The sequence below is a fragment of the Shigella dysenteriae genome, from assembly GCF_022354085.1.
Classification (GTDB): Bacteria; Pseudomonadota; Gammaproteobacteria; order Enterobacterales; family Enterobacteriaceae; genus Escherichia; species Escherichia coli.
Genome location: NZ_CP055055.1, coordinates 4,703,856 through 4,721,717 on the forward strand (window position 1 = coordinate 4,703,856; position 17,862 = coordinate 4,721,717).

The 17,862-nt window shown below is 45.2% G+C and carries 19 protein-coding genes; 5 read left to right on the top strand and 14 right to left on the bottom strand.

Annotated features, from left to right (window positions below):
• Positions 1-4: 4 nt before the first annotated feature.
• Positions 5-1,201 (bottom strand): glycine C-acetyltransferase, encoded by a 1,197-nt coding sequence (gene kbl, locus HUZ68_RS22470; protein WP_001213834.1) that lies wholly within the window; start codon positions 1,199-1,201, stop codon positions 5-7.
• Positions 1,202-1,414: 213 nt separating this feature from the next.
• On the opposite strand from kbl, the gene rfaD reads away from it, so the two are divergent.
• Genes rfaD through rfaC form a run of 3 tightly spaced genes read left to right on the top strand, consistent with a single transcriptional unit; the run spans position 1,415 to position 4,366 of the window.
• On the top strand, positions 1,415-2,347 hold the full coding sequence (gene rfaD / locus HUZ68_RS22475; protein ID WP_000587764.1) for an ADP-glyceromanno-heptose 6-epimerase: 933 nt from the start codon (positions 1,415-1,417) through the stop codon (positions 2,345-2,347).
• Positions 2,348-2,356: 9 nt separating this feature from the next.
• The gene (rfaF, locus tag HUZ68_RS22480; protein WP_000699219.1) at positions 2,357-3,403 is read left to right on the top strand and encodes an ADP-heptose--LPS heptosyltransferase RfaF; all 1,047 of its coding nucleotides are present in this window, start codon (positions 2,357-2,359) and stop codon (positions 3,401-3,403) included.
• 3 nt (positions 3,404-3,406) lie between these two features.
• Positions 3,407-4,366 carry a lipopolysaccharide heptosyltransferase RfaC gene (gene rfaC, locus HUZ68_RS22485; RefSeq protein WP_001264583.1) on the top strand — a complete coding sequence of 320 codons (960 nt, stop codon included), beginning with the start codon at positions 3,407-3,409 and terminating at the stop codon, positions 4,364-4,366.
• A gap of 47 nt (positions 4,367-4,413) precedes the next feature.
• On the opposite strand, the gene HUZ68_RS22490 is transcribed toward rfaC, so the two are convergent.
• The 9 genes from HUZ68_RS22490 to rfaQ are packed head-to-tail and all read right to left on the bottom strand — an operon-like array spanning position 4,414 to position 13,276.
• Positions 4,414-5,667: an O-antigen ligase family protein gene (locus HUZ68_RS22490; protein WP_000453197.1), complete on the bottom strand. Its 1,254-nt coding sequence runs from the start codon at positions 5,665-5,667 to the stop codon at positions 4,414-4,416.
• A 34-nt stretch (positions 5,668-5,701) separates the two neighbouring features.
• Positions 5,702-6,475 carry a glycosyltransferase family 25 protein gene (locus tag HUZ68_RS22495; RefSeq protein WP_001052921.1) on the bottom strand — a complete coding sequence of 258 codons (774 nt, stop codon included), beginning with the start codon at positions 6,473-6,475 and terminating at the stop codon, positions 5,702-5,704.
• 31 nt (positions 6,476-6,506) lie between these two features.
• Positions 6,507-7,535: a UDP-galactose--(galactosyl) LPS alpha1,2-galactosyltransferase gene (locus HUZ68_RS22500; protein ID WP_021578090.1), complete on the bottom strand. Its 1,029-nt coding sequence runs from the start codon at positions 7,533-7,535 to the stop codon at positions 6,507-6,509.
• Positions 7,536-7,560: 25 nt separating this feature from the next.
• Complete coding sequence (gene rfaY, locus HUZ68_RS22505; RefSeq protein ID WP_000633087.1) at positions 7,561-8,253, bottom strand: lipopolysaccharide core heptose(II) kinase RfaY; 693 nt, start codon at positions 8,251-8,253, stop codon at positions 7,561-7,563.
• 9 nt (positions 8,254-8,262) lie between these two features.
• Positions 8,263-9,258 carry a glycosyltransferase family 8 protein gene (locus HUZ68_RS22510; protein ID WP_021578091.1) on the bottom strand — a complete coding sequence of 332 codons (996 nt, stop codon included), beginning with the start codon at positions 9,256-9,258 and terminating at the stop codon, positions 8,263-8,265.
• 16 nt (positions 9,259-9,274) lie between these two features.
• Positions 9,275-10,291, bottom strand: coding sequence for a lipopolysaccharide 3-alpha-galactosyltransferase (gene waaO / locus HUZ68_RS22515; RefSeq protein ID WP_021578092.1), 1,017 nt, complete (start codon positions 10,289-10,291; stop codon positions 9,275-9,277).
• A gap of 15 nt (positions 10,292-10,306) precedes the next feature.
• Complete coding sequence (gene rfaP / locus HUZ68_RS22520; protein ID WP_001362519.1) at positions 10,307-11,104, bottom strand: lipopolysaccharide core heptose(I) kinase RfaP; 798 nt, start codon at positions 11,102-11,104, stop codon at positions 10,307-10,309.
• A complete protein-coding gene (locus tag HUZ68_RS22525) occupies positions 11,097-12,221 on the bottom strand; it encodes a glycosyltransferase family 4 protein (protein ID WP_239593977.1) in 1,125 nt (374 codons plus the stop codon). The genes rfaP and HUZ68_RS22525 overlap by 8 nt, the downstream gene beginning before the upstream one ends.
• Positions 12,218-13,276 (bottom strand): lipopolysaccharide core heptosyltransferase RfaQ, encoded by a 1,059-nt coding sequence (gene rfaQ / locus HUZ68_RS22530; RefSeq protein WP_000360402.1) that lies wholly within the window; start codon positions 13,274-13,276, stop codon positions 12,218-12,220. Before rfaQ ends, HUZ68_RS22525 begins: the two co-directional genes overlap by 4 nt.
• Before the next feature lie 412 nt (positions 13,277-13,688).
• Here rfaQ and waaA point away from each other — a divergent pair, with 412 nt between their 5' ends.
• Both waaA and coaD read left to right on the top strand, forming a co-directional pair.
• The gene (gene waaA, locus HUZ68_RS22535) at positions 13,689-14,966 is read left to right on the top strand and encodes a lipid IV(A) 3-deoxy-D-manno-octulosonic acid transferase (protein WP_000891562.1); all 1,278 of its coding nucleotides are present in this window, start codon (positions 13,689-13,691) and stop codon (positions 14,964-14,966) included.
• Positions 14,967-14,973: 7 nt separating this feature from the next.
• Positions 14,974-15,453, top strand: coding sequence for a pantetheine-phosphate adenylyltransferase (gene coaD / locus HUZ68_RS22540; RefSeq protein WP_001171873.1), 480 nt, complete (start codon positions 14,974-14,976; stop codon positions 15,451-15,453).
• Between the two features lie 38 nt (positions 15,454-15,491).
• On the opposite strand, the gene mutM is transcribed toward coaD, so the two are convergent.
• From mutM to radC, 4 genes are all read right to left on the bottom strand, one after another.
• Positions 15,492-16,301: a bifunctional DNA-formamidopyrimidine glycosylase/DNA-(apurinic or apyrimidinic site) lyase gene (gene mutM, locus HUZ68_RS22545; protein ID WP_001114533.1), complete on the bottom strand. Its 810-nt coding sequence runs from the start codon at positions 16,299-16,301 to the stop codon at positions 15,492-15,494.
• A 97-nt stretch (positions 16,302-16,398) separates the two neighbouring features.
• The gene (gene rpmG / locus HUZ68_RS22550; RefSeq protein ID WP_001051798.1) at positions 16,399-16,566 is read right to left on the bottom strand and encodes a 50S ribosomal protein L33; all 168 of its coding nucleotides are present in this window, start codon (positions 16,564-16,566) and stop codon (positions 16,399-16,401) included.
• 20 nt (positions 16,567-16,586) lie between these two features.
• The gene (gene rpmB / locus HUZ68_RS22555; protein ID WP_000091955.1) at positions 16,587-16,823 is read right to left on the bottom strand and encodes a 50S ribosomal protein L28; all 237 of its coding nucleotides are present in this window, start codon (positions 16,821-16,823) and stop codon (positions 16,587-16,589) included.
• Positions 16,824-17,039: 216 nt separating this feature from the next.
• The gene (gene radC / locus HUZ68_RS22560) at positions 17,040-17,708 is read right to left on the bottom strand and encodes a RadC family protein (RefSeq protein WP_033815110.1); all 669 of its coding nucleotides are present in this window, start codon (positions 17,706-17,708) and stop codon (positions 17,040-17,042) included.
• Between the last annotated feature and the right edge of the window lie 154 nt (positions 17,709-17,862).

A 17,862-nucleotide genomic window follows, 5' to 3' on the forward strand; every position in this document is an offset into this window, starting at 1 on the left:
ATCCTCAGGCAATAACGCCCAGTTGTTTACCAATACGCGTGAATGCTTCTACTGCACGCGTAATTTGCTCAGGGGTATGCGCCGCAGACATCTGGGTACGAATACGCGCCTGACCTTTCGGAACGACCGGATAGAAGAAACCGGTGACGTAAATGCCCTCTTTTTGCAGCTCACGGGCAAATTTCTGCGCCACTACCGCATCACCAAGCATGACCGGAATAATGGCGTGATCGGCTCCCGCCAGGGTAAAGCCCGCCGCCGACATTTGCTCACGGAACTGACGCGCGTTCGCCCACAGACGGTCACGCAGCTCGCTACCCGCTTCGACCATCTCCAGTACTTTGATGGATGCGGCAACAATGGCCGGTGCCAGCGAGTTGGAGAACAGATACGGACGAGAACGCTGGCGCAGCCACTCAACCACTTCTTTGCGCGCCGCAGTATAACCACCAGAAGCCCCGCCCAGCGCTTTACCAAGCGTACCGGTGATAATATCGACCCGGCCCATCACATCGCAGTATTCATGGGAACCACGACCGTTTTCACCGACAAAACCGACCGCGTGGGAGTCGTCTACCATCACCAGGGCATCGTATTTATCTGCCAGATCGCAAACGCCCTTCAGATTGGCAATCACGCCGTCCATCGAGAACACACCATCGGTGGCAATCAGCACATGACGCGCACCGGCTTCACGCGCTTCTTTCAGACGTGCTTCAAGCTCCTGCATATCGTTGTTGGCATAGCGATAGCGTTTAGCTTTACACAGACGCACACCATCAATAATAGACGCGTGGTTCAGTGCGTCGGAGATAATGGCGTCTTCCGCGCCCAGCAGCGTTTCAAACAGGCCACCGTTAGCATCAAAGCAGGAAGAGTAGAGAATCGCATCTTCCATCCCCAGGAATGCCGCCAGTTTTTGTTCAAGCTCTTTATGGCTGTCCTGAGTGCCGCAAATAAAACGCACCGAAGCCATGCCGAAACCGTGAGAATCCATTCCCGCCTTTGCCGCCGCAATCAGATCCGGATGATTCGCCAGCCCGAGATAGTTATTGGCACAAAAGTTAATGACGTGGCTTCCATCAGCCACAGTGATATCTGCTTGCTGCGCAGACGTAATAATGCGCTCTTCTTTAAACAACCCTTCCGCCCGTGCGGTTTCCAGATCGTTGGTTAACTGCTGATAAAATTCTCCACGCATTGCGATTCTCCAGACAGGGCAAATTCCAGCACATATTACCCAAACTTATAGGTCGCGACGAGATGACGCGTTAACACTTCTGCAAAATTCAGGATAAATAACGTCCATCAATCTCACTTTTGGCGAATGGCTGAAGCCAACGCCGTGTAGTGATATGATAGAAGTATTCGTGTCTGAGATTGTCTCTGACTCCATAATTCGAAGGTTACAGTTATGATCATCGTTACCGGCGGCGCGGGCTTTATCGGCAGCAACATCGTTAAGGCCCTGAATGATAAAGGCATCACCGATATTCTGGTGGTGGACAACCTGAAAGACGGCACCAAGTTTGTGAACCTGGTGGATCTGAATATCGCAGACTATATGGATAAGGAAGACTTCCTGATCCAGATTATGGCTGGCGAAGAGTTCGGCGATGTCGAAGCGATTTTCCACGAAGGCGCATGCTCTTCCACCACCGAGTGGGATGGCAAGTATATGATGGATAACAACTATCAATACTCCAAAGAGCTGCTGCACTACTGTCTGGAGCGCGAAATCCCGTTCCTGTATGCATCTTCCGCGGCCACCTACGGCGGACGCACCTCCGACTTTATTGAATCCCGCGAGTACGAAAAACCGTTGAACGTCTACGGTTACTCAAAATTCCTGTTTGATGAATATGTTCGTCAAATCCTGCCTGAAGCGAACTCGCAGATTGTTGGCTTCCGTTATTTCAACGTTTATGGACCGCGTGAAGGCCATAAAGGCAGCATGGCGAGCGTCGCTTTCCATCTCAACACCCAGCTTAACAACGGTGAATCACCGAAGCTGTTTGAAGGTAGCGAGAACTTCAAACGCGACTTCGTCTATGTGGGCGACGTGGCAGATGTAAACCTGTGGTTCCTGGAAAATGGCGTTTCCGGCATCTTCAATCTCGGTACTGGTCGTGCGGAATCCTTCCAGGCTGTAGCTGATGCTACGCTGGCTTATCACAAGAAAGGCCAGATCGAATACATTCCGTTCCCGGATAAACTGAAAGGCCGCTATCAGGCGTTCACTCAGGCAGATCTGACAAATCTGCGCGCGGCGGGTTACGACAAACCGTTCAAAACCGTTGCTGAAGGTGTAACGGAATACATGGCCTGGCTGAATCGCGACGCATAAGAGCTCTGCATGAAAATACTGGTGATCGGCCCGTCTTGGGTTGGCGACATGATGATGTCGCAAAGTCTCTATCGCACGCTCCAGGCGCGCTATCCCCAGGCGATAATCGATGTGATGGCACCGGCATGGTGCCGTCCATTATTATCGCGGATGCCGGAAGTTAACGAAGCTATTCCTATGCCTCTCGGTCACGGAGCGCTGGAAATCGGCGAACGCCGCAAACTGGGTCATAGCCTGCGTGAAAAGCGCTACGACCGCGCCTACGTCTTACCCAACTCCTTCAAATCTGCATTAGTGCCTTTCTTCGCGGGTATTCCTCATCGCACCGGCTGGCGCGGCGAGATGCGCTACGGTTTACTCAACGATGTACGCGTGCTCGATAAAGAAGCCTGGCCGCTAATGGTGGAACGCTATATAGCGCTGGCCTATGACAAAGGCATTATGCGCACAGCACAAGATCTGCCGCAGCCATTGTTATGGCCGCAGTTGCAGGTGAGCGAAGGTGAAAAATCATATACCTGTAATCAATTTTCGCTTTCATCAGAACGTCCGATGATTGGTTTTTGCCCGGGTGCGGAGTTTGGTCCGGCAAAACGCTGGCCACACTACCACTATGCGGAGCTGGCAAAGCAGCTGATTGATGAAGGTTATCAGGTGGTTCTGTTTGGCTCGGCGAAAGATCATGAAGCGGGCAATGAGATTCTTGCCGCTTTGAATACCGAGCAGCAGGCATGGTGTCGGAACCTGGCGGGGGAAACACAGCTTGATCAAGCGGTTATCCTGATTGCAGCCTGTAAAGCCATTGTCACTAACGATTCTGGCCTGATGCATGTTGCGGCGGCGCTCAATCGTCCGCTGGTTGCCCTGTATGGTCCGAGTAGCCCGGACTTCACACCGCCGCTATCCCATAAAGCGCGCGTGATCCGTTTGATTACCGGCTATCACAAAGTGCGTAAAGGTGACGCTGCGGAGGGTTATCACCAGAGCTTAATCGACATTACTCCCCAGCGCGTACTGGAAGAACTCAACGCGCTATTGTTACAAGAGGAAGCCTGACGGATGCGGGTTTTGATCGTTAAAACATCGTCGATGGGCGATGTTCTCCATACGTTGCCCGCACTCACTGATGCCCAGCAGGCAATCCCAGGGATTAAGTTTGACTGGGTGGTGGAAGAAGGGTTCGCACAGATTCCTTCCTGGCACGCTGCCGTTGAGCGAGTTATTCCTGTGGCAATACGTCGCTGGCGTAAAGCCTGGTTCTCGGCCCCCATAAAAGCGGAACGCAAAGCGTTTCGTGAAGCGCTACAAGCAGAGAACTATGACGCAGTTATCGACGCTCAGGGGCTGGTAAAAAGCGCGGCGCTGGTGACGCGTCTGGCGCATGGCGTAAAGCATGGCATGGACTGGCAAACCGCTCGCGAACCTTTAGCCAGTCTGTTTTACAATCGTAAGCATCATATTGCAAAACAGCAGCACGCCGTAGAACGCACCCGCGAACTGTTTGCCAAAAGTCTGGGCTATAGCAAACCGCAAACCCAGGGCGATTATGCTATTGCACAGCATTTCCTGACGAACCTGCCTACAGATGCTGGCGAATATGCCGTATTTCTTCATGCAACGACCCGTGATGATAAACACTGGCCGGAAGAACACTGGCGAGAATTGATTGGTTTACTGGCTGATTCAGGAATACGGATTAAACTTCCGTGGGGCGCGCCGCATGAGGAAGAACGGGCGAAACGACTGGCGGAAGGATTTGCTTATGTTGAAGTATTGCCGAAGATGAGTCTGGAAGGCGTTGCCCGCGTGCTGGCCGGGGCTAAGTTTGTGGTTTCAGTGGATACGGGGTTAAGCCATTTAACGGCGGCACTGGATAGACCCAATATCACGGTTTATGGACCTACCGACCCTGGATTAATTGGCGGGTATGGGAAGAATCAGATGGTTTGTAGGGCTCCGCTAAAGAGTTTAAATAATTTAGAAGCAGCGGCTGTTTATAAAGAAATTACATTGATTTAATAAATAGTAAGTGGGCATTATACCCACTTACTTAATCAACGTTTTTATTATTGCGGTTCTTTTTTACTCAAAAACGATATAGACAGGAAGAGGCACACAATCCATGATGCCGGTATTGGTTTAGCATGCGTAATGACATCACTAATGCCAAATAACATAATAGAAGCAGGGAAAACCAAAAGTATATATTTTTTCTCCCGGATACAGTAGTAGATAATTGCAACATAGAACATAATAAGAACAAGAAGACCAATTTTCCCTTTCGTGGAAAGAGCTTCAACAATTTCATTATGCATATGTACATCAAGGAATAATAAAGCTCCACTATAAATATTATTGTCTGCACTTAATGCTTTTATCTTTTCAGCACGCTGCTCAAGAGATTGCCAATTAAAACCATCAGGACTTCCTTTAATTCCTGCGTTAACCATTGCAAAACGTGCTCCGACCGAGGATTGACTGTTATTTTTTGTAGCATATGAAATAACATCAGCTTTTAATGAATTAATTCGCCTCTCAATTTCCTTATTAAATATCAAACCACAAGCAAGTAGCAATATAAAAACACCACTCAATCCTTTAAATAAAAACACTTTTTGATCACGATGCTGAAGAAATAATATGACCATAATCATAAGTGGGAATGTAAAAATTGCCGCACGCGTTCCTGTCATCATCACTGCTGCAAAGCTTAAAGCAAAGTTAGCATAAAATAGAAACCATTTATATTTCGATTGCATTTTGATGAATACAATTGAAGAATATAAAGTAGTGAATGTAATCACATAAGCCGCAATAGTCGCTGCCCCCATCTGACCAATATTCCCATTCATTGCGGAGAGGGGAATGCGGTCTGCATGCAAATATATCCCTTGATAATATGCTCTACATAGCATGATTATTTGAACTAAGATAGCTGAAATAAAATGTAGTTTTTCATTTTGCCTGAATTTATTTTTACTTAGTAATAAAAATGTCAACGAGCTAAATACTAATAGTTTTCCAGACTCAAGGTAGCCTCGATAAGCATTTCTATATACTACATCTTCTGTTTTATAAAATTCATACCATATCAGGTTCATTGCACCCAAAAGAAGTAAACCAAGAATTAATATAATGACATTTTTATTATAATTATGCTTTTTATTTACAATTAATAAGAAAAGAGAAAATGCACCTGTCGCATTAATTATTTTAGTGGTGATATTAAGATCAATTGGCACAAACAACAAACCGATTAAATACAATAAAAAAATAAAATTACAGCTATTATTTCGAAATTGCTCAATTTTTACTTCCACGTTAATATCTCACAACAAATTGAAATTAACAATCTCATTTCAAAAGAGAAAAAAAAGCCACCTTTATCCAGGAGCGTATAAACTTCATTCTTTTCTGAAGCCTTGTTCTGGGTTGTTTTTTTTCCGATGTTAATAGCCTTTCACTTTCAAGATGACTATTAAACTCATTTAAAATAGGATGTAATATTATTTCGTCTAAATAAAACTCTTTTATAATATGATGTTGATGCATTAACTTCCAGCTATCAGCTCGATAGGTGCCATAATCCTTTGTCAATTTGAGCAACTTTTGTGCCATATCTTTATTCATCAAATATGAACATGTACGACGAATTTTATTTTTATTGAAATTAACACGCCGAAAAGTACAAGTACTTATCTTAACTTTACTAAAAAGGCTTTGCCCCAATACCGGATAATCATGTAATCCTTTCTGTCCTCCAAGCAAATACAAATTATTATGTTTTAACTTGTCTTTTTCAGAAAGATTAAAATATTGCAGAAATTTTTTAAATTTCTCATTGACGATAACATCATCCTCGAGAATGACTGCCCATTCTATATTTTTATCTATCATATCCTGATATATAAGCTGATGACTTAATGTACAAGCAATTTCTCCATCAGTCATTTCTGCGCCGACACCACTTAATCTCATTTTATCAATAATTTCTTTATTTTGAGGGTCTTTAGCATCTATGGCATCAAAAAAATCAAAATTAATATTTAATCGCTGAAAAACATCATTTATTTTATTTCTTCGCTCAATATCTCTTTTAAGTGAGACAATATAAATTGGCAAGTTCATTAAAAAATCTCTGGGTGATTAATCTTAATAATTATTTGGAAAAATGCTTACGCGCTATTTTCTTACTATAATAGAGGATGAAATAGTAAAATGAAGATGCAATATTACCATTTCTTTTCAAATGTCTGGATTTCACTTGATACTGCTTTTCATTCGTAGCTGGAATAAACGCCACATCATTCCAGCAAGAAGCCTGATAAGCCTCATTAAAATACTTCTGGCAGGGATAATTCGTCCAGTCGTTCCAGGGCTTCGTTACGCCAACATAATGAATCAGCTTAGTATCATCGGTAATGGTCTTTTTATAATCTTCATCGCTTTTATTTTTTAACTCATAATCAATGCCATAAAAGCAATCATAATCGCCGCTAATAAAAATACAATGACCAAAGAACAGAATATTTAAAATATCCTGATCAAGGCATTTATACTTCGTGTGCTGCGGGTCACTTGCCAGCATAGCAATGGCTTTATTCATAAAATCATTTTTCGCCCATGCTTCAAGCTGCAGATATACTACACCGGCGTTGAAATAATTCCCTGGAAGTCCCTCTATAGCCAGACGCTTCGCTGGTTTTTCCTGCATAAAAGGCACATCTTTAATAACAGCTGCGAACTTATCCCCATCAAAATTAATATCAAGCAATCCAGCTAATGAGCCTTTACAGATGACATCAGCATCGATATATAACAGATTTTCAATAGTTTCACTCAAATACTGGAACGCAACTAAACGGAAGAATGTTGCATAAGACCACTGTTTCAGGCTGGGGAAGATATCAATAAAGGCATTGGAGACTTTATAAATTATTACTTCAACGTTAGCATTTTTGCTGGTAAAAGTATTAACACGTTGTAGATAATCTTCATCAATGTAGTCGGTAAAGAGATGAAACTTAACCGCAAGGTCCGGGTTATGCATAACAACTGATTGCATAGATACTGCCGCACCAAATAAAAAGTTACGGTCAATACCGTAAGCGATATTTAACACACGATCGGTGTTAGCAATTTCCCCAGAGACAGCGACTTCAGTAATACTCTCAGCTAATAAATCCATGTTGGTTCCGTTTTGACTGTGTGGTTTACGCTTTGCCTTTTAATTTTTTAATAAATTTGCGTAGTTTGGTTCTGTAGATTACTGAATAGTAGCCATAATCTTTTATTTCGTTGGCAATACCCAGGTGACGTTCCATGGCCAGACGATCACGAGCTTTACGCTCTGCCGTACAGCTTTTACCGGATAGGTCAATTATCCTGACACCATCTTTACTAACGATAAAGTTACCCCGGTGTGGGTCGCCCGATAGCATATTTAAGGCATGCAATTTTTCCATTGAAGCCTTAATTTCTGCTTTAACATTTTCTGGAATAATCGGCATATCATTGAGCTCTACGCCCTCGACATACTCGATAAGCATGATAAAAACACTGGCATAGTTGAAAATTTTACGCTCAGCCAGAAAATAAAAATCATTAGGAAAAGTAAGACCTGCACTTCTGACACGATCGGTTTCAACGATCAAATTCTGATAGTAGTCACCTTTTACAAAAGATTTTAAAAAACGTTCATTCCTTTTCGTTTTCGGAGCAAAGACTTTAAAAACATAGCGACCATATTTCGTATCAATCAACGATACTTTGGTATCATCAATATTACGTAATACTTTTACTGTTTTAAAATTATAGGCCAGTATTTCATCAAAGATTTCTTTATATTTATTATCATTATCTTTGTAATAAAATGAGAAGCCGCGATAACGTATACTTGTAATCATAAGAGTAATTTATTTCTTAAGCTTGTACTTAATTAATGAAGTTATGCCTTTTAGATACTCACCATGGGCAAACAGATGCTTATATTGTTTCTGCATTTCTGCAACAGTCCGCGCCTCTTTAAGAGGATATTTCTTCCAGGGAGATTGTTCACGCGCGATATTAAAGTATGATGCAGACGGATATCCAGCCCAGCTATGCCATGGTTTAGTTATCCCTGTATAGTGAATCAACACTGTTTTATCGGTAATGGTTTGCTGATACTTTCGATGACTACGATCATAAAGTTCGTTTTTCAGGGTATAAATAGTATCAAAATCCTTCGCAAGGTAGATATTATTCATATTAAATGCGATATTCAACGCATCCTGATCTAAATATTTAAGAGAGCCATATTTAGTTTCCCCTCGTAAAAGTTTGAGTAAATACGGTGTCAAATTTGCTTCATGCCATTTTTTAAGATTGACATAGATAACGCCTGCATTGAAATAACGTCCATTCATTTCGGGAATGTTGAGGCGTTTTGCACATGCCGCCTGAGTACTATCATTGTCAGGAATGACCGCAGCAAACTCATCTTTAAATATAATTTCTGTGAGAGGTTTCAGGCTTCCTTTACAAACAACATCGGCATCCAGATACAGCAGTGTGGAAATACTTTCACTCAGATATTCAAAAGACAATACCCTGAAGTATGTCGCGTACGACCAAAACTGTGACGTCGGCAGATCAGCAAAGTATTTGGGGTCAATTAAATATACAATAATTGAGGTATTAAATTGTTTTGCTGTTTCATTAAATGACTTTAAATAATCATCATCCACATAATCAGTGAAAACATGAAAGACAAAATTAATATCTGAATTATTAATCAAAACGGAAGAAATTGAAACGCCAGCACCATACAAAAAATTCTTATCGATACCGTAGGAAACATTTAGCTCTGGGGCGTTTTCTTTTTTATTATCTGCTAAATACGAAAACCGTTCTTTTATAAACTCATTCATTTAACTTTTCTCAATATCATTTTATTATCTTTAAATAAAAATAATAAATATAATTCATTATCCCGTTAATTGGTTTATTTTGTTTAAAATTATGCTTGGCGCAATAACGAGCATAGTTTGAGTTAATTGGCCGCATAAACGGTTCATTTTTCCAGGGCGATGCTTCTTTGGCATTGATAAAAGGTTGCGCACTTGGATAACCGGCCCAGTAATGCCATGGTTTTGTCGGGCCGACATAATGAATTAATACGGTTTCATCATTAATTGGACAAACAAATGATTTTTTTAATTCATAATTTAAACTAAATTGCGTATTGTATTTAGCATCAATGAATTTAACTTTCCCTGACAGGATAAGATTAAGGATATCTTGATCCATATAGGTTAAACGGGAAACGACGGCTTTATCAGCAAGCATCGACATCGCTTTAGCAGAAACGGACTCCTGCGCCCACGCTAGTGTATTAATTAACAGGACACCTGAATTAAAGTAACCCTTTTCAAGTTCATTACACTGCAGACTTTGAGCCCGTAACGACCACCAGTTAGCATCGCGTTCAGTAACAACAGCAGCAACGTTATTGGCAAGATCCATTGTTATCAGCGTCTTTAAGTTTCCCTGACAGGCGATATCAGCATCCAGGTAAAGGATCTTATCTTGTTGATCAATAAAGTAATCTGCAATTACAAAACGGAAATACATGGCAATAGACCAATTTTTGGTCGTCGGTAATGCCTTAAGCCGTTCACAATTTACTAGATGGATCTGGATACAGGTACGATAGCTTTTCGCCAATTGGGCTAAACGCTGGATATCGGCTTCAGGGATATCATCAATAAAAACGTGGAAAACAAAACTCACGTCGTTGTTATGTAACAAAACTGACGTGATTGAAACACCACAACCAAAAAGAAAGTTTTTATCAATGCCATAAGCAACATGGAATGATGATGCCACTGACGCCGCTGGCCTTTCATCGAAGATGATTGTCTTATTGATCATCTCTTGTGGATTAAAATAGTGGGCACTCATATTTCTCTCCGGAAATTACAACGATTTTCGAATCGTTCTTTCCCTGATTTTTGTGGCTTTTGCTTCTGCTTGCGACAGCAGTCCTTGTTCCTGCTTGAGAATGTCTTTAAGCGGGGCGGCAAAATACACTTTCATAAACCGCCAGATATCCTGCTGAGTCAGGCCGATATTCATCGAAGAAAAATAAAGCCCAATAAGATCTTTATCGCGCCAACGACGTGGAACGCGCGTGCGAAGCTGCGCCCGGTGCAGGTCAATTACCGAAATTTTTAACTCCTCTTCCTTACCGGAAAAAGGCAAGTGCAGCAGGAAATGACAGATATAACAGTCACGGTGGTTAATGCCCGCAGCATGCATATCGCGCACCATCGTCGCGACACGCTTAATAAGCATACGCTTTACGCGAACATCTGGAGGGTTAGTCGCCCAGTCAGCACAGTAATCTTCCAGACTTATGGTTGGTGTCAGATCTTCGGTAATAATAAATGAAGTTCTGGTCAGCGGATTCATGCCTTTTTCGCCAAATGCCACCCCATACATAGTATCAACGCCGACATCCCGCAGTCGATGAATCGCATTCCATTCGCGGTCTGCGCCTAATACTGGCATCCGCAATGAGAGTAAATTTTTGATTATCTCTTTCAGGGTCGTGCCGCGATGCCATTTGAGAAAATAGCTTTTGCCCGCCATTTCAAAGCGCAGAGTACGGCGAGTTTCCAGTTCACGAAATACCTCACCCTGCAAGGTTTTAACTTCCTCAAAAGGATCTTTACCGCGCCATAACGTGGCAAACGGCTCTTTAAGTTCAACCATCCAGACCACCCGTTATGATATCCGCCGCTTTCTCTGGCAGACTGTATAAATCTTGTGTATCAGCATAATGTCGCGCATTTTCCGCCCAGGCCTGGCGCAATGAAGATTGCGTTAACGCTTTGCGTAAAATCTCATTCAATGTTTCCTGGCGGAATGGCTCAACAATAGCCTCGCCGCAATTGGCCTCGACAATATAATGCGCATAGCCACAAACGGCTGTTGTTAGTACTGGTAATCCTGCAGTAATCGCTTCCAGCAGCACAATTCCCGCCGCTTCCTGGTAGGCAGGATGCAGTAATAAATCCGCCGCCGCCATTAATTCCGAGACATCGTTGCGCCCCGAGAAGAAGTGAACATTACTGCGCACGCCGCGTTTTTCTGCCAGCGCCTCAAATTTTCGCGGTTTATCCTGCCCAACAACATATAGCAATGTGTTGTGGCGCAGCGAATCCGGTAACGAAGCAAGTGCTTCAATGGAACGATCGACACCTTTACGCGTGAAGTCTGAACCGACCTGCAACAATAAATATTGTTGTTCGGTTATTCCATTCTTCTTACGGAAGATTTCACGGCTATTGGCTGGCTGCTGGCTATATTTACGATCAGGATAAATCCCCGGTGGCAGAATATGAAAACGCTTCGCTTCAGTCTGATAATGTTTCTGGAAATCGGCGATTTGCTTATCTGTCAGCATTAGCAGCTGTGTCGGCTTGCCCTGTTCGAAGGTTGCTCGCTCAAAGGCGGCATAATGGCGATAACGTGACGTCAGGCGATAGAAAAAGCCTTTTTCCTGCGCTACTTTCTCGGCATAACAAACATCAGCGGCATAATAAACGTCCAGCCCCGGCATTTTGTTGAATCCAACGACTTTATCGACGGGATGTTCGCGTAAATGTTTTTGCACCCAGGCAAAATACTCCGCATTGCGCCCGTGATTGGTATGCGATTTAACCGGCACTTTGATCAGTTCAAATACATCAGGGCATTCGCCTTCCCACGACTGGGTATAAACCCGAACATGATGACCTCGGGCGGCGACTGTCTGAGCAATACGCATAAAATCGCGCTGCAAACCGCCAAAGGGAAAATATTTATATAAACAAAAAGCAACGATCATAACGACGTACCTGTCGTGGAGGAGGGCAGTAATTTATCGACAGCAGCAATGACATCTGCCGCCGGAATAACCGAAAGATACATCTCATTTCGGTCACGCTGATCGCGCGTTGGCATTTCCCGGTAATCTCCCGCCCAGAATTGAATCATGTTATTTGACCAGGGACGCCAGAAAATATGGTCTGTCGCACCAAACAGCGATATCAGCGGCGTATTAACTGCAGCGGCAATATGCGCCGGTGCGGAATCAACGCCAATAAACAGCTGCGCATGATCGATTAACGCACCAAGTTCCGGGAAGGTCACCTTTCCAGCCAGCGCCGTTACTGGTGGCGTCTGGCATCCCTGCGCAATTTCATTGACGCAGGCCAGATCGTCTTTATCTGGGCCGGACGTCAGAACGACTTCATAACCACGAGCATGTAAGGCATCAATCACAGCGGAAAACTTGGCGTTGTCCCAGCATTTGAAGATTTGCCGCGCCGTAGGTTGGATAACCACATAATTTTGTCCAACACCAGCGTGATCAAGTTCGCGACGCATACGTTTCCAGCTTGCAGGCGGGTAACTCATGGTTGTCTGCTTCACCAACGAATCAAGTCCCAATGGTGTCAGCACGGATAAGTTACTTTCCACCACATTTCCACCCTGCAACGGCACCAAATGGGTGAAACTTTTACGCCAAAAAGCAGACTGCCGATGATGATAATCCTGGGAAATTTTCACACGGGCATTTAATAAGCGAACCAGTATAGCAACCATCCATTGATCGGTAAGATTGACGATAAGGTCATACTTATTGGCACGTAATACCTTGATGAGATGAAAAAAGTTGGCAATTTTTTCTGAGGCTTTTGCTTTTTTATTTTTTATGCCGTAGAGCGCGTTAATCTCTGGATTTTCAGACAGGATCGGGATGGTGTCCTGATAAAGCAGCACATCGATTTTTGCGTCAGGGTAATTTTTTTTCAGCGAACTAATGACGGGAGTAGTTAATAACATATCCCCATGAAAACGCATCTTAATGAGCAAAATTCTTCGAAATGGCTTATCCACAAGTAACTCTTTTTGTTGAGATTATCCGATTAAGGTGAAGCAGAAAAAGCACGCTACCGCCCCAGGCTCAACAGCTACCTGAATACTGATACCGCACTGATATTGACGCGCTAGTGTATCACTTCTTTCGCGGCAATCCGACCCGAATGATTTTTAAGCACACTGTTGATTTTCAATAAAGAAATCAATCAAATATAATCATTAGCAACCATATTCTTTCACTGTTGCTCTGCGATTCCTTCCTGCACGTACAGCAGAAATCAATGAATCGCATAAAAATACAAAAAAAGTATAGATGTTCAGCAAGAATTGGCGGGTAAATTGCTATTTAAGTCAAAAACGGGAAAAGTAATGGTAAAGCCACAGCTAAATACATAGAATCCCCAGCACATCCATAAGTCAGCTATTTACTATGCTCGAATTGCTTTACACCGCCCTTCTCTACCTTATTCAGCCGCTGATCTGGATACGGCTCTGGGTGCGCGGACGTAAGGCTCCGGCCTATCGAAAACGCTGGGGTGAACGTTACGGTTTTTACCGCCATCCGCTAAAACCAGGCGGCATTATGCTGCACTCCGTCTCCGTCGGTGAAACTCTGGCGGCAATCCCGTTGGTGCGCGCGCTGCGTCATCGTTATCCTGATTTACCGATTACCGTAACAACCATGACGCCAACCGGTTCGGAGCGCGTACAATCGGCTTTCGGAAAGGATGTTCAGCACGTTTATCTGCCGTATGATCTGCCCGATGCACTCAACCGTTTCCTGAATAAAGTCGACCCTAAACTGGTGTTGATTATGGAAACCGAACTATGGCCTAACCTGATTGCGGCGCTACATAAACGTAAAATTCCGCTGGTGATCGCTAACGCGCGACTCTCTGCCCGCTCGGCCGCAGGTTATGCCAAACTGGGTAAATTCGTCCGTCGCTTGCTGCGTCGTATTACGCTGATTGCCGCCCAAAATGAAGAAGATGGTGCACGTTTTGTGGCGCTGGGCGCAAAAAATAACCAGGTAACCGTTACCGGTAGCCTGAAATTCGATATTTCTGTAACGCCGCAGTTGGCTGCTAAAGCCGTGACGCTGCGCCGCCAATGGGCACCACACCGCCCGGTATGGATTGCCACCAGCACTCACGAAGGCGAAGAGAGTGTGGTGATCGCCGCACATCAGGCATTGTTACAGCAATTCCCGAATTTATTGCTCATCCTGGTACCCCGTCATCCGGAACGCTTCCCGGATGCGATTAACCTTGTCCGCCAGGCTGGACTAAGCTATATCACACGCTCCTCAGGGGAAGTCCCCTCCACCAGCACGCAGGTTGTGGTTGGCGATACGATGGGCGAGTTGATGTTACTGTATGGCATTGCCGATCTCGCCTTTGTTGGCGGTTCACTGGTTGAACGTGGTGGGCATAATCCGCTGGAAGCTGCCGCACACGCTATTCCGGTATTGATGGGGCCGCATACTTTTAACTTTAAAGACATTTGCGCGCGGCTGGAGCAGGCAAGCGGGCTGATTACCGTTACCGATGCCACGTCGCTTGCAAAAGAGGTTTCCTCTTTACTCACCGACGCCGATTACCGTAGTTTCTATGGCCGTCATGCCGTTGAAGTACTGTATCAAAACCAGGGCGCGCTACAGCGTCTGCTTCAACTGCTGGAACCTTACCTGCCACCGAAAACGCATTGAGGTTGTTATGCAAAAACGGGCGATTTATCCGGGTACTTTCGATCCCATTACCAATGGTCATATCGATATCGTGACGCGCGCCACGCAGATGTTCGATCACGTTATTCTGGCGATTGCCGCCAGCCCCAGTAAAAAACCGATGTTTACCCTGGAAGAGCGTGTTGAGCTGGCACAGCAGGCAACCGCGCATCTGGGGAACGTGGAAGTGGTCGGGTTTAGTGATTTGATGGCGAACTTCGCCCGTAATCAACACGCTACGGTGCTGATTCGTGGCCTGCGTGCGGTGGCGGATTTTGAATATGAAATGCAGCTGGCGCATATGAATCGCCACTTAATGCCGGAACTGGAAAGTGTGTTTCTGATGCCGTCGAAAGAGTGGTCGTTTATCTCTTCATCGTTGGTGAAAGAGGTGGCGCGCCATCAGGGCGATGTCACCCATTTCCTGCCGGAGAATGTCCATCAGGCGCTGATGGCGAAGTTAGCGTAGCGTTTATGCCGGATGGTATGCCATCCGGCGCGCATGAATTACTTCTGGCACTGCCGACAATAAAACGTTGCCCGCTGCGCATGTTTAGTCGCCACAATCGGCGTACCGCACACCCGACAGGGCTCGCCTTTTCGCCCGTAAACCTGCAATTCCTGCGCGAAATAGCCCGGTTTACCATCACTTTGCAGAAAATCTTTTAGCGTTGTACCGCCCTGCTCAATCGAACGCAGCAACACCGCTTTAATCACCCGAGCCAGCAATTCGCACTCCGCCAGCGACAGTGATGACGCCAGCCGATCCGGATGGATCCCCGCCGCAAACAGAGATTCGCTGGCATAGATATTCCCTACCCCTACCACCAGCTTGTTATCCATCAGCCACGGTTTAATCGCCGTTTTTTTCTTCGCGCACTTCTGATGCAGGTACTCACCGTTGAAATCGTCGCTAAGCGGCTCCGGTCCAAGATGGGCCAGCACATTATGCCCTTCCAGCTCTTTGGTCCACAGCCAGGCACCAAAGCGGCGCGGATCGGTGTAGCGCAGCACTTTACCGTTGCTCATCACCAAATCCACATGGTCATGCTTTTCAGGGGGAAGTTCTTCTGGAAGGATGCGCAGGCTGCCAGACATCCCCAAATGAATGATAATCCAGCCCTCAGGCAGCTCCAGCAGCAGATATTTAGCCCGCCGCTGCACGCTAAGCACTGGTTGATCGCTTAATCGGTAGATCTCTTCTGAAACCGGCCAGCGCAAGCGTCCGTTGCGCACCACCGCATGAAGAATGGTTGCACCAACGAGATGCGGTTCTATGCCGCGGCGGCTGGTTTCAACTTCGGGTAATTCAGGCATAGCATCTCCAGGAATGAACAGATGCAGTCAATATGGGGGCAAGCAGATAACAAAAAACCCCGCCGGAGCGAGGTTTTTTGTTACATCAAAGCGAGAATTATTTGATTTTCGCTTCTTTGTAGATCACGTGCTGGCGAACAACTGGATCGAATTTTTTCAGTTCCAGTTTTTCCGGCTTAGTACGTTTGTTCTTCGTAGTGGTATAGAAGTGACCAGTACCAGCAGAAGAAACCAGCTTGATTTTCTCACGAATACCTTTAGCCATGATTTATTTCCTCTAAGTACTTAGTACTTTTCGCCACGGGCACGCAGTTCAGCCAGAACTGTATCGATGCCTTTTTTATCGATTACACGCATACCTTTAGCAGATACGCGCAGGGTGACAAAACGCTTCTCGCTCTCAACCCAGAAACGGTGAGAGTGCAGGTTCGGCAGGAAACGGCGTTTAGTCGCGTTCAGTGCGTGGGAACGGTTGTTACCGGTCACCGGACGCTTGCCAGTAACTTGGCAGACTCGGGACATGTCTATTCTCCAAAAATCAAATTAGCTCGAGCTTCGTATGGGGTATTGGCGCCTCGTCAGGCTTTACAGCCCGGTCATCGCAGTTCTATGTGAACTCTCGATTGCCAGGCCCAAATGCCAAACCCGAGATTCTCAAAGGTGGCGTAGTATACGCTGACTCAGCGATGTGCTCAAGTCCCGAACAGACAAAGATCCCGAAGGATCGCGCATAGCGGGTTAAATCCAGCCGCGTTCGGCAAAAGAAACATACTCTCCACGCCCAATCACGATATGGTCGAGCACGCGTAAATCCATGAACTGACAACTCTTTATTATCCGTTCAGTAATGAGTTTATCCGCTTTACTGGGTTCAGCACAACCCGAAGGGTGATTATGTGCAAGGATCAGCGCCGAGGCGTTTATTTTTATCGCTTCGCGGATAATTTCCCGAGGATGGACTTCAACATGGTTTAGCGTGCCGGAAAAAAGACGGCTATGCGTTATAACCCGGTGTTGTGAGTCGAGAAAGATCACCATAAAGATCTCCCGCTCCTCACCCGTGAGCTGGCTTTGTAAAAATTCCCGCGTCATCTCCGGGCTGAGTAAAGGGCTTTCTTCACGCATCCGCACGTTGTAGTAACGCCGCGCCAGTTCAGCAATCCCCTTTAACTGGGCAAATTTCGCTACGCCAATTCCATGAACACCACTAAATTGTTCATATTCAGAGGTTAACAAGCCATAAAGAGAGCCGAAATTCTCCAGCATCTCTTTTGCCAGGGTTAATACATCTTTACCGCGCGTTCCGGTACGCAGAAATAGCGCCAGCAGCTCGACATCCGTTAAGGTGCTAATACCAAACTTCAGCATTTTTTCGCGCGGCATCAACAGCTGTGCATTGTTTTTCACCTTCACCTCCTTTGTGGTGCTCGCATCCTGTCATAGCCGTTCCGTTAAATCGACGGCCAGTTTTCAATCCTGGAAAGCGCCTCGCAAAGTGATTCTCAGGTGAAGGCACGACAACAAAAGTATTGTGATAAAATCGCCAACTTCTGGTGTCACC